An 18,419-nucleotide genomic window follows, 5' to 3' on the forward strand; every position below is an offset into this window, starting at 1 on the left:
CTGCCCGTTGCTCTGAACGGTCCGGGGGTTCTTCACTGGTCCCATGAAGGCGCTCTTCAAGGCCGAGGCAGGCCCCGGGCTCGTGCTCGTCGACCGCCCGGACCCGGTCTGCGGCCCGGCCGACGTGGTGATCCGGGTGCTGCGCACCGGCATCTGCGGCACGGACCTGCACATCCTGCGCTGGGACGAGTGGGCGGCGGGGGCGGTCACCGCGCCGCTGACCCCCGGTCACGAGTTCTACGGCGAGGTGGTCGAGGTCGGCCCGCTGGTCGACGACGTCGCGGTCGGCGACCGGGTCTCCGGCGAGGGCCACATCGTGTGCGGCACCTGCCGCAACTGCCGCGCCGGCCGCCGCCAGATGTGCATCCGCACGGTCGGGCTCGGCGTCCAGCGCGACGGCGCGTTCGCGGAGTACCTCAGCCTCCCGGCCAGCAACGTGTGGGTCCACCACCCCGACGTGGAGCCCGGCCTCGGCGCGATCTTCGACCCGCTCGGCAACGCCGTGCACACCGCGCTCGCGTTCCCCCTGGTGGGCGAGGACGTCCTCGTCGCCGGCTGCGGCCCGATCGGGCTGATGGCGATCGCGATCGCCCGCCACGTCGGCGCCCGCTATGTCGTCGGCACCGACGTCAGCCCGGCCCGCCTCGAGCTCGCCAAGGGCATGGGCGCGGACGCCGTCGTCGACGTCTCGCAGGCCAGCGTGCGCGACGTCCAGCGCTCGCTGGGCATGCGCGAGGGCTTCGACGTGGGCTTCGAGATGAGCGGCGCCCCGTCGGCGCTGCCGCAGATGATCGACAACATGAACCACGGCGGCCGGATCGCCATGCTCGGCCTGCCCAGCGCGCCGTTCGCCGTCGACTGGGGCAAGGTCGTCACGCACATGCTGACGCTCAAGGGCATCTACGGCCGGGAGATGTTCGAGACCTGGAACGCGATGGGCGCGATGCTGCAGACGAGCAGCACCCTGCGGGAGGCGATCTCCTCGGTGATCTCCGACCGCCTCCCCGCCCGCGAGTGGGAGCGGGGCTTCGAGATCGCGGCGTCCGCCGGGGTCGGCAAGGTTGTTCTGGACTGGACGGAGCTGTGATGTACGGGAACTTCAGGAACCACCTCACCGCCGAGCTCGACGGCATCGAGCAGGCGGGTCTGACCAAGCGCGAGCGCGGCATCCGCGGCCCCCAGAAGGCCGAGATCGTCGCCGACGGCGCCGAGGTGCTCAACTTCTGCGCCAACAACTACCTCGGCCTGGCCGACGACCCGCGCCTCCTCGACGCCGCCCGCGGCGCGCTCGACGAGTGGGGCTACGGCCTGGCCAGCGTGCGCTTCATCTGCGGCACCCAGGAGCAGCACCTCGAGCTGGAGCGCCGGCTCTCCGAGTTCCTCGGCACCGACGACACGATCCTGTACTCGTCGTGCTTCGACGCCAACGGCGGCGTGTTCGAGACCCTCTTCGGCGCCGAGGACGCGATCATCTCCGACGCCCTCAACCACGCCTCGATCATCGACGGCATCCGGCTCTCCAAGGCCCGCCGGCTGCGCTACGCCAACCGCGACATGGCCGACCTCGAGGAGCAGCTGAAGTCCGCGGCCGACGCGCGCTTCCGCGTCGTCGTCACCGACGGCGTGTTCTCGATGGACGGCTACATCGCGCCCCTGCGCGAGATCTGCGACCTCGCCGACAAGTACGACGCCCTCGTCCTCGTCGACGACTCCCACGCCGTCGGCTTCATCGGCGACGGCGGTCGCGGCACGCCCGAGCTGTGCGGTGTCGCGGATCGCGTCGACATCTACACCGGCACCTTCGGCAAGGCCCTCGGCGGCGCCTCCGGCGGCTACGTCTCCTCGCACCGCGAGATCGTCGCGCTGCTGCGCCAGCGCTCGCGGCCCTACCTGTTCTCCAACACGCTCGCCCCGTCGATCGTCGCGGGCACGCTGCGCGCGCTCGACCTGGTCGAGGGATCGGGCGAGCTGCGCGAGCAGCTGCGCGCCAACGCCGCGCTCTTCCGCTCGCTCATGGAGGCCGAGGGCTTCGACCTGCTGCCGGGCGAGCACCCGATCGTGCCGGTCATGTTCGGCGACGCCGCGCTCACCGCGCGGATCGCGGACGAGATGCAGAAGCACGGCGTCTACGTGACCGCGTTCAGCTTCCCCGTCGTGCCGCGCGGCCAGGCGCGCATCCGGGTGCAGCTCTCGGCCGCGCACACCGAGGACCAGGTCCGCCGGTGCGTCGAGGCCTTCGCCGTCGCGCGGGCGGTCGCTACCCCCGTGGACTGAGGTCGCGGCGCCGCATCGCGAAGATCCAGCGGCGCCCCGGGTGCTCGCTCACCGACCAGAACGCGTCGGTCTCGGGCCACCAGACCAGGTCCTCGGGGCCGAGGGGCGTGGCGGCCAGGTGCTCGCGGAAGGCGCCCGGGCGGCCGACGTACACGGAGCCGGGGAGGTACGGCGTGCGCGAGCGCGTCACGTAGTAGGTCCCGTCGACGGCCGCCACGCCCTGCATCCGCAGGGCCCCGCGGTCGTCGAGCTCGGGCCGGATCAGCCCGTCGGCGTCCGGTCGCGGCAGCGCGGTCGCCGGGTCGATCGCGAACCGCGCGAGCCGGCGCGACTGCTTGCTGGAGCCGTACTCGCCGACCAGCAGCGTCGGCTCGGGTCCCGAGCGGTCGACGCTGAAGAACGAGAACCGCAGCCGGCCGACACCCTCGTCGGCCACCCCCTTGTGCGCGAACCGGACCGGCAGCACGTAGCGGTGCCCGAACGTCTCGTACGGCGACCCGGCCGGCACCCGCAGCACGTCACCGAGGTGACAGCTCGAGAACCCGCGCCCGGTCGCCGCGACGTGGAGGTAGTCGCCGTGCCAGACGATCCCGCCCGCGTGCACCTTGAGCGGCGCGAACCCCGGCTCGCCGTCCACGACCTTCGGCGTCACCAGCAGGACGTGCCCGTAGCGCCGGTGGTGCAGGTCGACCAGGCTGACCCGCGAGCCCTGCCCGGTGCGCGAGTACCAGGACGTCATCAGCACGTCGTGCCCGTGCGCCTCGCGGAAGCCGGTCTCGGCCGACGTCGTGATGCCCTGCGGCCACCACCCGCGGTCGCGCCGGTCGGGACCCTCCCACGTGTAGGCCTGGCTGACCTTGAGCCCGAGCAGCCGCGGCGACGGCGCGAACGTGCGGCGCAACCGTCCCGGCAGGTCCGGCACCATGCCGGTCACGCCCACCCGGCCGCCGCCGTCGGAGCGCAGGGCCCCGGCCAGGGCGTCGATCTCGTCGCCGTTGTCCGTCGTACGCGTCAGATGCAAGCCGGGCACACGCTCACCCTAGAACCCGGGTGCTGGGGGATGATGGACCCGTGAGAGGCATCTTCTTCGAAGAGGACGACGCACGCGCGGCCGCGCTGGTGCTCCAGCGCGGCGGTTTCACCGCCGAGGTCGTCCGCGAGCGCCTGGCCGGCGAGGACGACGACGAGGACCACCCGTGGGCGGTCGTGACCGACGCCCCCGAGATCCAGCTGGAGATGCTCGTCGAGACCTACGACGGCTGGCTGGACGCCGAGGACGAGAGCCCCGGGCCGATCGGTGGCCCGACCGGCAGCATGCTGCCGCTGCCCGACGCGCCGAAGCGGATCAAGCGCCCGGACTAGATGAGTAAGTCCAAGGGGTCGTGCGTCGAGCGCCGCTCGGCGCCGCGTCGGCAAGGCGCCGGCGTGAAGGCATGCTGGGCGCACGTCGAGCGTCGGCAACGCAGCCGACGTGGATGCTGAGTGGGGCTCGGCGTGCGAGAGCTTGGAGTTACTCATCTAGGCGCGTTCGCGGGGCAGCCGAACGGCCCTTCCTGGCGCACGTAGGCCTGGGCGAGCACGGCGCGCTCGTCGAACCCGGTCTCGACCCGCACCGCGCGACCGTCGGTCGTGACGTCGTCCGCGAGGTCGACGCCGCTGCGCTCGCCGAACGCGGCGAGAGCGTCCTCCAGTGCGGCGGCATCGGCCTCGGCGGCCGCGTCGGTGTCGAACAGGCGCACCGCGCGGACCTCCTCGTCGGAGGGCACGAACAGGCCGAGGCCCTCGCCCTTCGCGTCGGGCTCGTCGGCGGGTGCGCACGGGGCGTCCAGGCCGAGGGCGGCGTACTCCAGGTCGTCCTGGTGATCGGCCTGGCCGAGCAGGTCGCCGAAGCTGCCCTTGTCGGCGAGCGAGTCGGCGTCGTCGTCCACCGCCGCGAGGATGTCGTCGATCCGGGTGCCGGTGACGATGAGCTCCTCGCCGGGTACGAGGGCGATCTCGAGCGGCGGGATCGGGTAGCGCCCGCCGACCAGGCCGTTCTCGGTGTCGCTGAGGTCGGCCTTGAAGACCGGTCGGTCCTTGCTGCCGGAGCGCTCGTAGCCGGCGTCCTCGAGGTCGGCAGCGACCTTCTCGAAGTCGAGGTCGTCGGACATCCGCCAGATCCGGGAGATCCCGCCGTCGTCGGTGCCGACCACCTCCCACTCGACGTCGAAGTCGCTGAACGCCGCCTCCTGCATGGGGACCAGCCACCGGGCGAGCTCGGTGCCGTAGGCCTCGCCCTTGGTCGCCTCGGCCCACCGGCGGACGTCGTCCTCGGAGCCGCCGGTCGTGAGGTCGTCGAGGTCGACCCGGTCGGCGACCCGGGCGCGGTCGACGAACAGCACGGTCCGGGTGTCGGCCGGGAGGTACTCCAGCGCCTTCTCCAGCCGGGAGCTGCCGTCGAGCAGGCCGCACCCGCTCAACGTGCTGCCGGCGAGGGCGAGCGCGAGGGTCCCCGCGGTGGTTGCGGTCCGCCCGCGACGAGAGGTCATGGAGCACATCATTACGCTCGTCAGCATGACCGAAACCGCGGCACACCGTCTGCTGCTCGTGCACGCCCACCCCGACGACGAGTCGATCGGCCAGGGCGCCACCATGGCCAAGTACGCCGCCGAGGGTCGCGGCGTCACGCTCGTCACCTGCACGGCCGGCGAGATGGGCGAGATCCTGGTCCCCGAGCTCGAGCACCTGGCCGCCGACAAGGACGACCGCCTCGGCGAGCACCGCCAGGGCGAGCTCGCCGCCGCGATGGCCGCGCTCGGCGTCACCGACCACCGCTTCCTCGGCGGCTTCGGCACCTACCGCGACTCCGGGATGAAGTGGCACGAGGACGGTCACGCCATCGCCGCGGACGACATCCACGACAACGCCTTCTGGCACGCCGACCTCACCGAGGCGGCCACCCACCTCGTCGCGGTCATCCGCGAGGTGCGGCCCCAGGTCCTCGTGACGTACGACGAGTTCGGCGGCTACGGCCACCCCGACCACATCCAGGCCCACCGGGTCGCGATGTACGCCGCGCAGCTGGCCGCCGCGCCGTCGTACCGGCGGGACCTGGGGGAGGCCTGGGACATCGCGAAGATCTACTGGGGCGCGATCTCCGAGAGCCGCATCCGCGAGGGCCTGCGCCGGCTGCGGGCCGCGGGCGACACGACGACCTTCGAGGGCATGGACCCCGAGGGCGACCTGCCGGCGATGTTCCGTCCCGACGAGGACATCACCTCCGAGGTCGACGCGAGCGAGCACGTCGAGGCCAAGCTCGACGCGCTGCGGGCGCACGCCACGCAGATCACCACCGACGGGCCGTTCTTCGCGCTGTCCAACAACGTGGGCGCCCAGGCCTTCGGGCGCGAGCAGTTCCGCCTGGTCAAGGGCACGGCCGGCCCCGGTGGGGGCGAGAACGGCTGGGAGACCGACCTGTTCGCCGGGATCCCGGACTGAGGCCGCGACGTTGCTCGTGCGCGCCCTCCTCGTCGTCCCCTGCGTCCTGCTGGGTGGCGGCGTCGCGGTGTGCACGGTGCTGCTCCACGGCTACCCGTGGGGCCTCCTGCTCGGGCTGGCCGCGACCGCGGCGGTCCTCGTCGCCCTGCCGGGCGGCTGGTGGTCGCGGCTGCCGTTCGCGGTGGGCTGGGCGGCGGCGCTCGTCGTCCTGACGCTGGAGCGGGCCGAGGGGGACTACCTGGTGGCCAGCGACGCCAGCGGGTACGTCCTCCTGGCGGCCGGTGCGGTGGTGCTCGGGGCGGGCTTCACGGGCCTCCTGCCGCGCCGCGCCCAGGCTCCGGATGCGGAGCGGCAGCCATCGGCTCCTTAGGATGGCGCGCGTGACGCTGTGGGAGTCCGACACCGAACCGACGAAGTCCGAGCGCCCCGGGGGCCGGATCGTCGTCGTGGTCATCGTGCTGCTCGCGCTCCTGGCCGGTGGCGGGTACGCCGCGGCGTACGGCCTGGCCGGTGACAAGGTCCCGCGCGGCACCAGCATCTCCGGCGTCGACGTCGGCGGTCTGTCCCGCGACGCGGCCATCGCCAAGCTCGAGAAGGCCTTCGGCGAGCGTGCCAAGGAGCCGATCCAGGTCACCGTCGCGCAGTCGGCCGGCTCCTCCGCCGACGCCCAGGAGTCCGTCGCCCCCGGCGACATCGGGCTCGACATCGACTACGCCGCGTCCGTCGACGCGGCCGGCGCCGGCGCGAGCTGGAGCCCGCGCCGCCAGTGGGACTACTTCACCGGCGGCAAGGACGTCGACGCGGTCGTCCACATCGACGAGACCCGTCTCGACGACAAGCTCACCGCGCTCTCCGAGGGCCTCGGCAAGCCGCCCAAGGACGGCCAGGTGCTCTTCACCGCCGACGGCGTCAAGACCGAGCAGCCCGAGGCCGGCGAGGAGGTCGACCGCGACGAGGCACGGACCGCGATCGTCGACGCCTACCTCGGCGACGAGAAGTCCGTCGTCCTCCAGGTCGCCGCCGCCCAGCCCGAGATCGACTCCGCGGACGTCGAGGAGGCCGTCGACAGCTTCGCCAACCCGGCCATGGCCCACGCCGTGACGCTGGTGTTCGGCGAGAACGAGATCCGCCTCGCGCCCCGCAAGTTCGCCTCCGTGCTGTCGATGAAGCCCGAGAACGGCAAGCTCGTCCCCGCCGTCGACGAGGCCGCGCTCGCCGCGCTCGTCAAGGGGGCCACGGCCAACGGCAAGCCGGTCGACGCGACCGTCAAGCTGGTCAAGGGCAAGCCCAAGGTGATCCCGGCCAAGCCCGGCGTCACCTTCGACCCGGCCGAGGTCGCCACCGTCTTCCAGGGCCTGCTCACCGCGCCCGAGGACGCCCGCAGCGGCAAGGTGAACGCCACCGTCGCCGACGCCGACTTCACGACCAAGGACGCCAAGGCGCTCAAGATCGTCGAGAAGATCTCGGAGTTCTCGACGTACTACCCCCACGCGGACTACCGCAACGTCAACATCGGCCGCGCCGCCGAGCTGGTCGACGGCACCCTGCTCAAGCCCGGCGAGGAGTTCTCGCTCAACAAGACCGTGGGCGAGCGCACCGCCGAGAACGGCTTCACCGACGGCTACATCATCAGCAACGGCATCCTCAAGAAGGACCTCGGCGGCGGCGTCTCGCAGATGGCGACGACGACGTTCAACGCGATGTTCTTCGCCGGCCTCAAGGACATCCAGCACAAGCCGCACTCGTTCTACATCGACCGCTACCCGGTCGGCCGCGAGGCCACCGTGGCCTGGCCGACGGTCGACCTGCGGTTCCAGAACGACACGCAGTACGGCGTCCTCATCCGCGCCTGGGTGGTCCCGAGCAACTACTCGCGCCAGGGCAATGTGACCGTGCAGATGTGGTCGACCAAGACCTGGGACATCGACTCCAAGACCTCCGCGCGCTACGGCTACGTCTCGCCGGCGACCCGGACGCTGACCACCCCCGACTGCGAGGCGCACACCGGCTGGTCGGGCTTCCAGGTCGACGTCACCCGGATCTTCCGCAAGGCGGGCCAGTCCGCGGTCGACCACACCGAGAAGTTCCACACGGTCTACACCCCCTCGGACACGGTGGTCTGCAAGAAGCCGGGTCCGCCCGCGGGCGGCGCTCCCGACCCCGGCGACGACTGATCGCCCGCCGTCCAGGGCCTGGTCGCCAGGCCTGTGGATGAGCGGTTGCCGACGATTCGCGGACGACTGATCCTGGTCCCTCGCATCGCGCGCTCGGGCGTGCGATTCTCGGAGGAGACCGCATGAGTCGATCGGATCGGAGTCTCGGATGGCTGTCATGTCGAGCGAGCCACGCCTCGAACGGCGCCCCGTGTCGCGCGCGGCGTTCGACGCCCTGCCGCGCGAGGTGCGCGCCGAGTACGTCGACGGGGTGGCGCTGATGAGCCCGACGGCCTCCCACGCCCACCAGTACGCCGAGCTGCGGGTCGCGCGCCTGCTCGGTGACGCCTTGCCCACGCTGCGCGTCGGCATCGAGATGGGGATCGACCTCGGCACCTCGCTCCGCGTCGCCGACGTCGCGGCGTACGCGGTGACCGAGAGCGACGAGGGCGATGACCACGACGAGGTGTGGGGGCGGGTGCCGCCGGTCCTGGTCGTCGAGGTGCTCTCGCCGACCACGCGCACCGAGGACCTGGTCCGCAAGCCGCGGGAGTACCTGCGCGGCGGCATCCCCCACTACTGGGTCCTCGATCGCGAGGCGCCGTCCCTGACCGCCTTCGCGGCCGGCGAGGGCCAGTGGGAGGTCGCCCTCGAGCTCGACGCCGACCGGTCCACCGGCGCCGTCGAGCTGGCCGGGCACGGTCGGGTCGAGGTCGACCTGCTCGCGCTGGTGTGACCTCCGCCACGACCACCCGTTGAGCCGGACGTGCGCACCTTCCTCGTCGCCCTGCTCGCCCCGCTGCTGCTCGCCGCCGGCGGGATCCCCGCTGCCCAGGCGGACACGATCCTGCCGCCCCTGCCGACTGCCCCCGAGGGCGACGTCCCCGGCGTCAACGACTGGGCGTGCCGGCCGACGGCGGCCCGGCCGGTGCCCGTGGTGCTGGTGCACGGCACGTTCGGCGACCGGCGGCACCTGCTGGAGAAGCTGTCCAAGGCGATCATGGCGGCCGGCTCGTGCGTCTTCTCGCTCGACTACGGCAACCGGGCGACCGACGACATGGTGCGCTCGGCCGGTCAGCTCAAGGTGTTCGTCGACAAGGTGCGGGCGGCGACGGGCGCGGCGAAGGTCTCGCTCGTGGGGCACTCCCAGGGCGGGATGCTGCCGCGCTACTACATCAAGAACCTCGGGGGAGCGGCCTACGTCGACGACCTCGTCGGCATCGCGCCGTCCAACCACGGCACCCGGCTGATCCCGGCCGCCAACCCGATCGCCGCGCTGCTGCCGGGCCTGGTCTGCGCGTCGTGCAACCAGCAGGCGTGGGGCTCGGCGTTCCTGCGCGAGCTCAACGCCGGCGACGAGACGCCGGGCGACGTCAGCTACACCCAGATCACCTCCCGGTACGACGAGGTGGTCGTCCCGCACACGTCCGGCTATCTCGCCGCGGGGCCGCGGACCACCAACGTCACCATCCAGGACAAGTGCCGCCGCTCGATCTCCGAGCACGTCCTCATCCCGATGGACAACGCCACCATCGGCCTCACGCTCGACGCGCTCGCCCACGCCGGGCCTGCGGACCCGGCGTACCAACCGCGCTGCTGATCCCGATCTCCTCGCGCACCAAGCACTTGCTTGGTAGGGTGCGAGCCATGACTCCCGTGATCGAAGGCTGGTTCACGACCGGCGCCGAGCCGCGGCTGCTCGCGTCGCGCTGCACCACGTGCAGCAATGTCGTGTTCCCGCCGGTCTCCTCGGACGCCGGCGCTGCCGCCTTCTTCTGCCGCAACCCCGCCTGCGACGGCCAGGAGTACGACGCCGTCGAGCTCTCGCGGACCGGCCGGGTGTGGTCCTACACGGACGCGCAGTACCAGCCGCCGGCGCCGTACATCCCGCCGACCGACCCCTTCGAGCCGTTCGCCCTGGCCGCGGTCGAGCTCGCCGAGGGCATCGTCGTGCTCGGTCAGGTGGCCGCGGGCTACGGCGTCGCCGACCTCAAGGTCGGCGACGAGGTCGAGGTCGTCGTCGAGACGCTCAACGTCGACGAGACGGGCGAGCGCACCATCTACCGCTGGAAGCCGACGGGGGAGCGCGCATGAGCATCGTGATCGCGGGTACGGGCATGCACCCCTGGGGCAAGTGGGGCCGCAACTTCACCGAGTACGGCGTCCACGCGGCCCGCGAGGCCCTCAAGGACGCCGGCATCGCCTGGAGCGACGTCGACCTCGTCGTCGGCGGCGAGACGGTCCGCAACGGGTACGCCGGCTACGTCGCGGGCTCCACGTTCGCCCAGGCCCTCGGCTGGAACGGCGCGCGGATCGCGACGTCGTACGCGGCCTGCGCGACCGGCGCCCAGGCGATCGACACCGCCCGCGCCCGGATCATGGCCGGGCTCAGCGAGGTCGCCCTCGTCGTCGGCGCGGACACCACGCCCAAGGGCTTCCTCGCCCCCAACGCGGGCGAGCGCTGGAACGACCCCGACTGGCTGCGCTTCCGCCTGCTCGGCATGACCAACCCGGCCTACTTCGCGCTCTACGCGCGCCGCCGGATGGACCTCTACGGCGCCACCAGCGAGGACTTCGCGCAGGTCAAGGTCAAGAACGCCAAGCACGGCCTGGAGAACCCCTACGCCCGCTTCCGCAAGGAGTCGAGCGTCGCCGACGTGCTCGCCTCGCCGGTCGTCTCCGACCCGCTGCACCTGCTCGACATCTGCGCCACCTCCGACGGTGCCGCCGCGGTCGTGCTCACCAGCGCCGAGTACGCCAAGAGGCACGGCATCGCCCAGCCCGTGCGGGTCGCCGCCGTCTCGACGGTCACGCCGACCTTCCCCAACACCGTCATCGACATGCCCCTGCTCGCCACGGACTCCTCCGCGGTGACCGGCGTGCCGGACCACACGTTCAAGGAGTCGATCGGCCGGGCGGCGTACGAGGAGGCCGGGATCGGCCCCGAGGACGTCGACGTGGCCGAGGTCTACGACCTCTCCACCGCCCTCGAGCTCGACTGGATCGAGGACCTCCAGCTGTGCAAGCGCGGCGAGGCCGAGGCCCTGCTGCGCGCCGGCGACACCACGATCGGCGGCCGGATCCCGGTCAACCCGTCGGGTGGCCTGGCCTGCTTCGGCGAGGCGGTCCCGGCCCAGGCGATCGCCCAGGTCTGCGAGCTCACCTGGCAGCTGCGCGGCCAGGCGACCGGTCGCCAGGTCGAGGGCGCCAAGGTCGGCATCACCGCCAACCAGGGGCTGTTCGGGCACGGCTCGTCGGTGCTGCTCTCGGTCTGAGGCTGAACGTCCGCGGAGCGCCGGGTGAACGCCCGGCGAAGCACGCCGCGCCCGGCCCGCGCCGTCGCTAGCCTCGCGACCGGCCCTCGTCCGGAGGGCGGGGAGCCGTGGAGGGCGAGCGATGGCAGGGACGAGCCGGACGGCTCGCGTGGTGCTCATGGCGGCGCTCACGACGTTGCTCGCGAGCGTGCTCGCGGTCCTGAGCCCGGCGGTGCCCGCGGTCGCCGACAGCGCGACCGGGGGCGCGGTGCTGTCCGGAAGCACGCTGGGACCGGACGGCGAGCCGGTGCAGGCCATCGTCGAGGTGTGGGCCGAGCCCTCCCAGGGTGACTGGGACGTGACGGTCGCGCCGATCGCGAGGGACAGCGCCGATGACGACGGCCGGTGGCGGGTCCGGGTCCCTGCCGGGCGCTACCGGGTCGGCTTCCGCGTGCCCGGTACGGATCCGCAGTTCCACCCCGGGGCCTGGAGCCTGGCGCTCGGGCAGACCCTGAGCGCCGGTCCCGGTGCCGTGCTCGACGGTCTGGACGCCCGGTTGACCCGCGAGCCCGGGTACGGCTCGGTGTCGGGGCGCGCGGTGAGCTCGCGCGGCAGCTCGGTCCCGTGCGTCCCCGTCGTGGTCACGGTGGCGGGCAAGGTGCTCGCGGAGACGACGGCGGGTGCCGACGGCCGGTGGTCCGTCCGGCTGCCCCCGGGTGCCTACACCTTCACCCACTCTCGCGACGCCGACGACGCCTGGGCCACCACGGACGCCACGGCCACCGTGCGGGCCGGCGTGGCCGCGCAGGTCGGCGACGTCCACCTCGCCGCCGACGCGGGACGCGCCACCCTCGGCGGCACGGCGACGGGACCGGACGGCCCGGTCGCCGGAGCTGAGGTCGAGGTCCGTCCCGACCTGTCGACCGGTTCCTGGGTGGAGGGCTCCCGGACCACCGTGACCGGTGCCGACGGGGCCTGGGCGTTCGCCGTCGAGCCCGGCTCCTACCGGGTCATGGTGACGTCGACGGAGCTGCCCCGGGCGGTGGCGTCGGCGACCGTCGGCGCCGACGAGGCGCGCCTCGACCTCGACACCTCCACGGGCCCGGTCGCGGCGCCGCTGTCGGGAAGGGTCGGCCGACCCGGCGGTGCGGCGGTCGTCGGTGCCGTGGTCAGCCTCGTCGTCGAGGACCACGGGAGCTGGGAGAGCGTCCAGCACACGCTGACCGGCGACGACGGCCGCTGGCGGCTGCGGCCGCCGGTCGGCACCTACCGCGTCCTGGTCACCGACGACCGCGACGACACCCGCCAGTTCCTGGGGGGTCACCGGATCGCGGACGCCACACCGGTCACCGCGGACGCGACGACACCGCGCCCGGGCCTCGACATCGAGCTCACGCCGGACCCGTCGAGCGTCGTGGTGACCGGGACGCTGCGTGGAGCTGACGGAGCCCCGCTGGTCGGCGCGTCCGTCTGGCTGGCCGACGAGGAGCTGCCCGACGGCTACGGCCGGTGGCGGGTGGGTACCGATGCGACCGGGCACTGGCGCGCGCGGGTGCCGTCCGGTCCGTTGTGGGTGCGCTACAGCGCCCTCGGGTACGACGGTGCGGTCCACCCGGGCGGTCCGCTGACACCCTGCCGCCGGGCAGCACCCGCGACCTCGAGGCCACCCTGCGGCCCACCGCCGGCACCGGGGTGCTGGCGGGCACGGTCCACCGCGTCGACGGCACGCCGTACGCCGGCGCCGCGGTGAACGCGTACGCCTACGACGCCGACCGGGAGCGCTGGAGCTCCGCCGCGAGGACCGTGGCCGGCCCGGACGGCCGGTGGCGGCTGCGGGTCCCCGCGGGGACCTACCGCGTGCGGTTCGCCGTGGAGGACGAGGCGTGCGGCTGCGAGCGACGGCAGTTCTCCGATGCCCGCTACCGGCTCGCGCAGGCCCGCGAGATCGCCGTCGCCGACGGGGGCGCGGTCAGCGGCATCGACGGCGCCCTGGGCGAACCCGGCGCGGCGGTGCTCGTTCCGGTCACCCGGCCGGTGGTCACCGGACAGGTGCGGGTCGGAGGCCGGCTGACGGCGACCGGCGGGACCTGGGCGCCTCGGCCCGCGGCCCTTCGACACCAGTGGTTCGCGGACGGGCGGCCGATCGCCGGGGCCACCGGTGCGTCGTACGTCGTGCGGGTGGGGGATCGCGGCACGCGACTCAGCGTCCGGGTGACCGCCCGGCGCAGCGGGTACGCCGACGGGACCGCCGACTCCGCACCGACCGCTCCCGTCGCGCGGGCCGCAGCCCGGCTGACCGGCCGGATCGTGCGGCGCGGGGCCACCACCGTCGTCCGGGTGCGGGTCACGGCGCCCGTCCCGGTCACCGGCCGGGTCCGGGTGCTCGACGGCGGCCGGCTGCTGGGCGGCGTCCGTCTCGAGGACGGCCGGGCCGTGCTCCGGGTCCGGCTGGCCCCGGGCAAGCGCCGGGTCCGGGTCGTCTACCTCGGCTCGCCGGGCATCGCGCGGGCGACGCTGCGGCTCAACCGCTGACCGGCGGCCGGATCTCCCACACCACGTGCTCGCCGGCGAGCCCCTTGAGCTCGACCGCCTCGCGCTCGACCAGCGCGAGGGCCGCGTCGTCGTCCAGGGCCTCGCGGACGGCATCGCTGGCGAGGATCTCGCCGCCCAGCGCGAGGTTGGCGACCCGGGCGGCCATGGCGACGTTGCGGCCGAAGTAGTCGCCGTCGCGGGCGACCACCTGGCCGGTGTGGATGCCGATCCGGACCTGGATCGGGCCGTAGCGGCGCAGGGTCAGGTCGCGGGGGAGGTCGCGCTGGATGCCGAGGGCGGCGCGGCAGGCGGCCTCGGCGTCGCGGAAGGCGACCATGAAGCCGTCGCCGGCGGTCTTGACCACCTGGCCGCGGTACTGCTCGATGCGCGTGCGCAGGACCCGGTCGTGGGCGGCGAGCACCTTGACCCAGGTGCTGTCGCCGAGCCGGTCGTTGAGGGGCGTGGAGTCCTCGATGTCGGAGAAGAACAGCGTGACCGTGCCGTCGGAGGCGGCCATGTTGAGGATGTCGGCGCGCTCGTCGTCGCTGGCCCAGGTCTGCAGGTCCTCGACGGTGCTCTGGATCAGCCCGGTGATGCCGTGCGAGCGGACCTTGGACGCGGTCCGGATCACCCGGCGCATGGCGCGCTCGGCGGAGCTGGCCGGCGGGGGCGGGCGGAGCGCGGCGTCCAGGTCGGACTCGAGCTGGGTCATCCGGGCCTGGGTGTCCGCGAGCAGGCGCTGGAGCCGGGCGCGGTCGCGCGCGAACGCCACCACGACGCCGGCCAGGAGCACGCACACCACTCCGAGGAGGATGACCACGGGGGAAGCGTAGAGCCGCGACAGCCGTTGTGCGTCCGCAGTAGCGTGAGACGGTGACCACTTCGGCCCCCGCGATCACCACTCTCGGCGCCCTCCGCGCCGCCGGCCACCAGCAGCAGACGCTCCGCGCCGAGCTGCGTACCAACCTCCTCGACCGCCTCGCGCGCGGCGAGGACCCCTGGCCCGGCCTGCACGGGCTCGAGGACACCGTCATCCCGCAGCTGGAGCGCGCGATCATCGCCGGGCACGACGTCGTCCTGCTGGGCGAACGCGGCCAGGGCAAGACCCGGCTCCTGCGCACCCTGATCGGGCTGCTCGACGAGTGGACGCCGGTCATCGACGGCGCCGAGCTCGGCGAGCACCCCTACGAGCCGATCACGGTCGCCTCGCGGCGCCGGGCGGCCGAGCTCGGCGACGACCTGCCGGTCGCCTGGCGCCACCGCGACGAGCGGTACGCCGAGAAGCTCGCCACCCCCGACACGAGCGTCGCCGACCTGATCGGCGACGTCGACCCGATGAAGGTCGCCGAGGGACGCTCGCTGGGCGACCCCGAGACGATCCACTTCGGCCTGATCCCGCGCTCCCACCGGGGGATCGTCGCGATCAACGAGCTGCCCGACCTCGCCGAGCGGATCCAGGTCGCGATGCTCAACGTGATGGAGGAGCGCGACATCCAGATCCGCGGCTACGTGCTGCGCCTGCCGCTCGACGTCTTCGTCGTCGCCTCGGCCAACCCCGAGGACTACACCAACCGCGGCCGCATCATCACCCCGCTCAAGGACCGCTTCGGCGCCGAGATCCGCACCCACTACCCCAACGCGCTGGCCGCCGAGATCGCCGTCATCCGCCAGGAGGCGCACCTCCTGCCCGAGCACGTCGACGTCCCCGACTTCCTGGTCGAGATCCTCGCCCGGTTCACCCGCAACCTGCGCGAGTCCAGCGCCGTGGACCAGCGCTCCGGCGTCTCGGCCCGGTTCGCGATCGCCGGTGCCGAGACCGTGGCCGCCGCGGCCCTGCGCCGCGCCACCATCCACGGCGAGGACCGCGCCGTGGCCCGGGTGGTCGACCTGGAGACCGCGGTCGACGTCCTCGGCGGCAAGATCGAGTTCGAGTCGGGCGAAGAGGGCCGCGAGGCCGAGATCCTCACCCACCTGCTCCGCACGGCGACCGCCGAGACCGTCCGCGAGCGCTTCCGCGGGCTCGACCTGGCTCTGCTCGTCAGCGCGATCGAGGACGGCGCCACCGTCACCACCGGCGGCGCGGTCACCGCGCGCGACGTACTCATCGGGCTGCCCGTGCTGGGCGAGTCCGACCTCTACGACGACGTCTGCGAGCGGGTCAACGGCCCCGGCGGCGGCGCCACCGACGGCGAGCGGGCGGCCGCGATCGAGCTGGCCCTCGAGGGCCTCTTCCTGGCCCGCAAGATCGGCAAGGACTCCGACGGATCCGAGACCGTCTATGGCTGATCCGTCCCCGTACGGCGTCCGCGCCGGAGCCGGCACCCTCCGCTCCGGCGAGGGGGTCGCGCTGCCGCACGCCTGGACCGACGCGGGGGTGCTCGCCGCGCCCGCGTCCAACGGCGGGCAGGTCCTGCACCTGGCGGTCGCGCTCTGCGTGCTCAACGACACCTATCGCGAGGCGGCGCGGCTCGGCGTACCGCTCGCGGGGGTGGCGGTCACCGCCGACGGCGGCTTCGACGACGCGTGGCGCTCGACCGGCATCCACTACGGCGTCGAGCTCGACACCTCCGGCGACCCGGACCAGGTCGCCCGGCTGCACGAGGTCGTCGACGAGGTCGCCGAGATCCCGCGGGCGCTGCGCGCCGGCGCCGACGTACGAAGGAGCGCACCATGAGCCGCTACCGCCGCTACGACGGCGGGGACCCGCTCGCCCCGCCGGTCGACCTCGCCGAGGCGCTCGACGCGATCGGTGAGGACGTCATGGCCGGCTACAGCCCGGAGCGCGCGATGCGCGAGTTCCTGCGCCGGGGCGGCCAGGACCAGGCCGGTCTCGACGACCTGGCCCGGCGGGTCGCCGAACGACGCCGCGAGCTGCTCCAGCAGCACCACCTCGACGGCACGCTCGACGAGGTGCGTCAGCTGCTCGACCAAGCCGTGCTCGAGGAGCGCAAGCAGCTCGCCCGCGACGCGATGATGGACGACGGCGACCGGGCCTTCCGCGAGATGCGGATGGAGAACCTGCCAGCCTCGCCGGCCGCGGCGGTCACCGAGCTCTCCGACTACGACTGGCAGTCGCGCGAGGCGCGCGCGGCGTACGAGCAGATCAAGGACCTGCTCGGCCGCGAGCTGCTCGACCAGCGCTTCGCCGGGATGAAGGAGGCGCTCGAGAACGCCACCGACGCCGACCGGCAGGCGATCGACGAGATGCTCTCCGACCTCAACGAGCTGCTGGAGAAGCATCACCGGGGCGAGGACACCCCCGAGGACTTCGCCGACTTCATGGCCAAGCACGGCCGGCACTTCCCCGAGAACCCCCAGAACATCGACGAGCTGCTCGACACGCTCGCCCAGCGCTCGGCGGCCGCGCAGCGGATGCTCAACTCGATGAGCGCCGAGCAGCGGGCCGAGCTGATGCAGCTCTCCGCCCAGGCGTTCGGGTCGCCGTCCCTGATGCAGCAGCTCGACCGGCTCGACCAGAACCTCATGTCGCTGCGCCCCGGCGAGGACTGGGGCGGCTCCGAGCAGTTCGGCAACGGCGGCCAGGGGCTCGGCCTCGGCGACGGGACCGGCGTCCTCCAGGACATCGCCGACCTCGACGCGCTCGCCGATCAGCTCGCGCAGAGCTACGGCGGCGCGCGCCTCGACGATGTCGACCTCGACAAGCTCGCCCGCCAGCTCGGCAACGAGGCCGCCGTCGACGCCCGCAAGCTCCAGGAGCTCGAGCAGGCGCTGCGTCGTTCCGGCGCCATGGAGCGGGGGTACGACGGCGAGCTGCGGCTGACCCCCAAGGCGATGCGCCAGCTCGGCAAGGCGCTCCTGCGCGACGTCGCGCAGCGGATGTCCGGACGCCAGGGCCAGCGCGACCTGCGCCAGGCCGGCGGTGCCGGGGACCTCTCGGGCGCCACCCGGGGCTGGGAGTTCGGCGACACCGAGCCCTGGGACCTGCCCCGCACCATGCTCAACGGCGTGCTGCGCCGCGCCGGCGACCCCGACGGCCCGCTGCTCGCGATCGACGACGTCGAGGTCGCCGAGACCGAGGCACGTACCCAGGCGGCGGTCGCGCTGTGCGTCGACACGAGCTTCTCGATGGCGATGGACGGCCGGTGGGTGCCGATGAAGCAGACCGCGCTCGCGCTGCACACCCTGATCGGCACCCGCTTCCGCGGGGACGACCTCGAGCTCATCGGCTTCGGCCGGCACGCCCAGACGATGCGGATCGAGGAGCTCACCGCCCTCGACGCCCGCTGGGCCAAGGGCACCAACCTGCACCACGCACTGCTGCTGGCCAACCGGCACTTCCGCAAGCACCCCAACGCCCAGCCGGTGCTGCTCATCGTCACCGACGGCGAGCCGACCTCGCACCTGGAGTCGAGCGGCGACGTGTTCTTCTCCTACCCGCCGCACCCGACGACGATCGCGCTCGCCGTGCGCGAGCTCGACAACGCACGCCGGCTCGGCGCCCAGACGACGTTCTTCCGGCTCGGGGAGGACCCCGGGCTGGCCCGGTTCATCGAATCGATGGCGCGGCGCGTCGACGGCGCGGTGATCGCGCCCGAGGCCGACGACCTGGGCGCCGCGGTGGTCGGGTCCTACCTCGGCTCGCGCCGGGGCGGGCGGGGCGCGGCCGGCGGCGGTGCGGGTGGCCCGGGGACCTACGGCGACTGGTTCGGCTCGCGCGGCTTCTGGGTGGGCTGAGGCGAACCACGGGAACCTGACCCACGGGAATCGC

At 73.3% G+C, this 18,419-nt stretch carries 18 protein-coding genes; 15 read left to right on the forward strand and 3 right to left on the reverse strand.

The annotated features are described in order from the left end of the window. Positions 1–43 precede the first annotated feature (43 nt). Both tdh and CCO04_RS13390 read left to right on the forward strand, forming a co-directional pair. Positions 44–1,087, forward strand: coding sequence for an L-threonine 3-dehydrogenase (tdh, locus tag CCO04_RS13385; protein WP_215814623.1), 1,044 nt, complete (start codon positions 44–46; stop codon positions 1,085–1,087). Continuing rightward, positions 1,087–2,274 (forward strand): glycine C-acetyltransferase, encoded by a 1,188-nt coding sequence (locus tag CCO04_RS13390; protein WP_215814624.1) that lies wholly within the window; start codon positions 1,087–1,089, stop codon positions 2,272–2,274. Before tdh ends, CCO04_RS13390 begins: the two co-directional genes overlap by 1 nt. Here the strand turns inward: CCO04_RS13390 and CCO04_RS13395 are convergent. After that, positions 2,258–3,304, reverse strand: a complete 1,047-nt coding sequence (locus CCO04_RS13395; RefSeq protein ID WP_215814625.1) for a hypothetical protein — start codon at positions 3,302–3,304, stop codon at positions 2,258–2,260. The two genes, CCO04_RS13390 and CCO04_RS13395, sit on opposite strands and share 17 nt — an antisense overlap. 41 nt (positions 3,305–3,345) lie before the next feature. On the opposite strand from CCO04_RS13395, the gene CCO04_RS13400 reads away from it, so the two are divergent. Continuing rightward, a complete protein-coding gene (locus tag CCO04_RS13400; RefSeq protein WP_215814626.1) occupies positions 3,346–3,636 on the forward strand; it encodes a hypothetical protein in 291 nt (96 codons plus the stop codon). A 152-nt stretch (positions 3,637–3,788) separates the two neighbouring features. On the opposite strand, the gene CCO04_RS13405 is transcribed toward CCO04_RS13400, so the two are convergent. Beyond that, positions 3,789–4,802 carry a hypothetical protein gene (locus CCO04_RS13405; RefSeq protein WP_215814627.1) on the reverse strand — a complete coding sequence of 338 codons (1,014 nt, stop codon included), beginning with the start codon at positions 4,800–4,802 and terminating at the stop codon, positions 3,789–3,791. 25 nt (positions 4,803–4,827) lie between these two features. On the opposite strand from CCO04_RS13405, the gene mshB reads away from it, so the two are divergent. From mshB to CCO04_RS13450, 9 genes are all read left to right on the forward strand, one after another. Continuing rightward, entirely contained in the window at positions 4,828–5,751 is a 924-nt protein-coding gene (gene mshB, locus CCO04_RS13410) for an N-acetyl-1-D-myo-inositol-2-amino-2-deoxy-alpha-D-glucopyranoside deacetylase (RefSeq protein ID WP_215814628.1), read from the forward strand. 16 nt (positions 5,752–5,767) lie between these two features. Then, positions 5,768–6,121 (forward strand): DUF6113 family protein, encoded by a 354-nt coding sequence (locus CCO04_RS13415; RefSeq protein ID WP_215814629.1) that lies wholly within the window; start codon positions 5,768–5,770, stop codon positions 6,119–6,121. 10 nt (positions 6,122–6,131) lie between these two features. Next, positions 6,132–7,925: a VanW family protein gene (locus CCO04_RS13420; RefSeq protein WP_215814630.1), complete on the forward strand. Its 1,794-nt coding sequence runs from the start codon at positions 6,132–6,134 to the stop codon at positions 7,923–7,925. 157 nt (positions 7,926–8,082) lie between these two features. Further along, positions 8,083–8,640: a Uma2 family endonuclease gene (locus tag CCO04_RS13425; protein ID WP_215814631.1), complete on the forward strand. Its 558-nt coding sequence runs from the start codon at positions 8,083–8,085 to the stop codon at positions 8,638–8,640. Between the two features lie 30 nt (positions 8,641–8,670). Beyond that, on the forward strand, positions 8,671–9,504 hold the full coding sequence (locus CCO04_RS13430) for a triacylglycerol lipase (RefSeq protein ID WP_215814632.1): 834 nt from the start codon (positions 8,671–8,673) through the stop codon (positions 9,502–9,504). 47 nt (positions 9,505–9,551) lie between these two features. Next, entirely contained in the window at positions 9,552–9,998 is a 447-nt protein-coding gene (locus tag CCO04_RS13435) for a Zn-ribbon domain-containing OB-fold protein (protein WP_215814633.1), read from the forward strand. Continuing rightward, positions 9,995–11,179, forward strand: a complete 1,185-nt coding sequence (locus CCO04_RS13440; RefSeq protein ID WP_215814634.1) for a lipid-transfer protein — start codon at positions 9,995–9,997, stop codon at positions 11,177–11,179. Before CCO04_RS13435 ends, CCO04_RS13440 begins: the two co-directional genes overlap by 4 nt. 121 nt (positions 11,180–11,300) lie before the next feature. Further along, positions 11,301–12,908, forward strand: coding sequence for a carboxypeptidase-like regulatory domain-containing protein (locus tag CCO04_RS13445; protein WP_215814635.1), 1,608 nt, complete (start codon positions 11,301–11,303; stop codon positions 12,906–12,908). Beyond that, a complete protein-coding gene (locus tag CCO04_RS13450) occupies positions 12,851–13,690 on the forward strand; it encodes a hypothetical protein (protein WP_215814636.1) in 840 nt (279 codons plus the stop codon). The genes CCO04_RS13445 and CCO04_RS13450 overlap by 58 nt, the downstream gene beginning before the upstream one ends. Here CCO04_RS13450 and CCO04_RS29810 read toward each other — a convergent pair. After that, on the reverse strand, positions 13,680–14,510 hold the full coding sequence (locus tag CCO04_RS29810) for an adenylate/guanylate cyclase domain-containing protein (RefSeq protein ID WP_215814637.1): 831 nt from the start codon (positions 14,508–14,510) through the stop codon (positions 13,680–13,682). The two genes, CCO04_RS13450 and CCO04_RS29810, sit on opposite strands and share 11 nt — an antisense overlap. Before the next feature lie 53 nt (positions 14,511–14,563). On the opposite strand from CCO04_RS29810, the gene CCO04_RS13460 reads away from it, so the two are divergent. Genes CCO04_RS13460 through CCO04_RS13470 form a run of 3 tightly spaced genes read left to right on the forward strand, consistent with a single transcriptional unit; the run spans position 14,564 to position 18,385 of the window. Then, positions 14,564–15,976: an AAA family ATPase gene (locus CCO04_RS13460; RefSeq protein ID WP_215814638.1), complete on the forward strand. Its 1,413-nt coding sequence runs from the start codon at positions 14,564–14,566 to the stop codon at positions 15,974–15,976. Next, positions 15,969–16,364 carry an OsmC family protein gene (locus CCO04_RS13465; RefSeq protein WP_215814639.1) on the forward strand — a complete coding sequence of 132 codons (396 nt, stop codon included), beginning with the start codon at positions 15,969–15,971 and terminating at the stop codon, positions 16,362–16,364. Before CCO04_RS13460 ends, CCO04_RS13465 begins: the two co-directional genes overlap by 8 nt. Further along, positions 16,361–18,385, forward strand: a complete 2,025-nt coding sequence (locus tag CCO04_RS13470) for a VWA domain-containing protein (protein WP_215814640.1) — start codon at positions 16,361–16,363, stop codon at positions 18,383–18,385. The genes CCO04_RS13465 and CCO04_RS13470 overlap by 4 nt, the downstream gene beginning before the upstream one ends. Positions 18,386–18,419: the final 34 nt, after the last annotated feature.

This window comes from Pimelobacter sp. 30-1 (assembly GCF_018831735.1).
Classification (GTDB): Bacteria; Actinomycetota; Actinomycetes; order Propionibacteriales; family Nocardioidaceae; genus Nocardioides.

What these genes read in the sequence shown, in the direction of transcription:
- CCO04_RS13470 (WP_215814640.1), top strand. Translation starts at nt 16,361, where the DNA reads ATGAGCCGCTACCGCCGCTACGACGGCGGGGACCCGCTCGCCCCGCCG.
- CCO04_RS13445 (WP_215814635.1), top strand. Translation starts at nt 11,301, where the DNA reads ATGGCAGGGACGAGCCGGACGGCTCGCGTGGTGCTCATGGCGGCGCTC.
- CCO04_RS13405 (WP_215814627.1), bottom strand. Translation starts at nt 4,802, where the DNA reads ATGACCTCTCGTCGCGGGCGGACCGCAACCACCGCGGGGACCCTCGCG.
- CCO04_RS13440 (WP_215814634.1), top strand. Translation starts at nt 9,995, where the DNA reads ATGAGCATCGTGATCGCGGGTACGGGCATGCACCCCTGGGGCAAGTGG.
- CCO04_RS13435 (WP_215814633.1), top strand. Translation starts at nt 9,552, where the DNA reads ATGACTCCCGTGATCGAAGGCTGGTTCACGACCGGCGCCGAGCCGCGG.
- tdh (WP_215814623.1), top strand. Translation starts at nt 44, where the DNA reads ATGAAGGCGCTCTTCAAGGCCGAGGCAGGCCCCGGGCTCGTGCTCGTC.
- mshB (WP_215814628.1), top strand. Translation starts at nt 4,828, where the DNA reads ATGACCGAAACCGCGGCACACCGTCTGCTGCTCGTGCACGCCCACCCC.
- CCO04_RS13465 (WP_215814639.1), top strand. Translation starts at nt 15,969, where the DNA reads ATGGCTGATCCGTCCCCGTACGGCGTCCGCGCCGGAGCCGGCACCCTC.
- CCO04_RS13425 (WP_215814631.1), top strand. Translation starts at nt 8,083, where the DNA reads ATGTCGAGCGAGCCACGCCTCGAACGGCGCCCCGTGTCGCGCGCGGCG.
- CCO04_RS13390 (WP_215814624.1), top strand. Translation starts at nt 1,087, where the DNA reads ATGTACGGGAACTTCAGGAACCACCTCACCGCCGAGCTCGACGGCATC.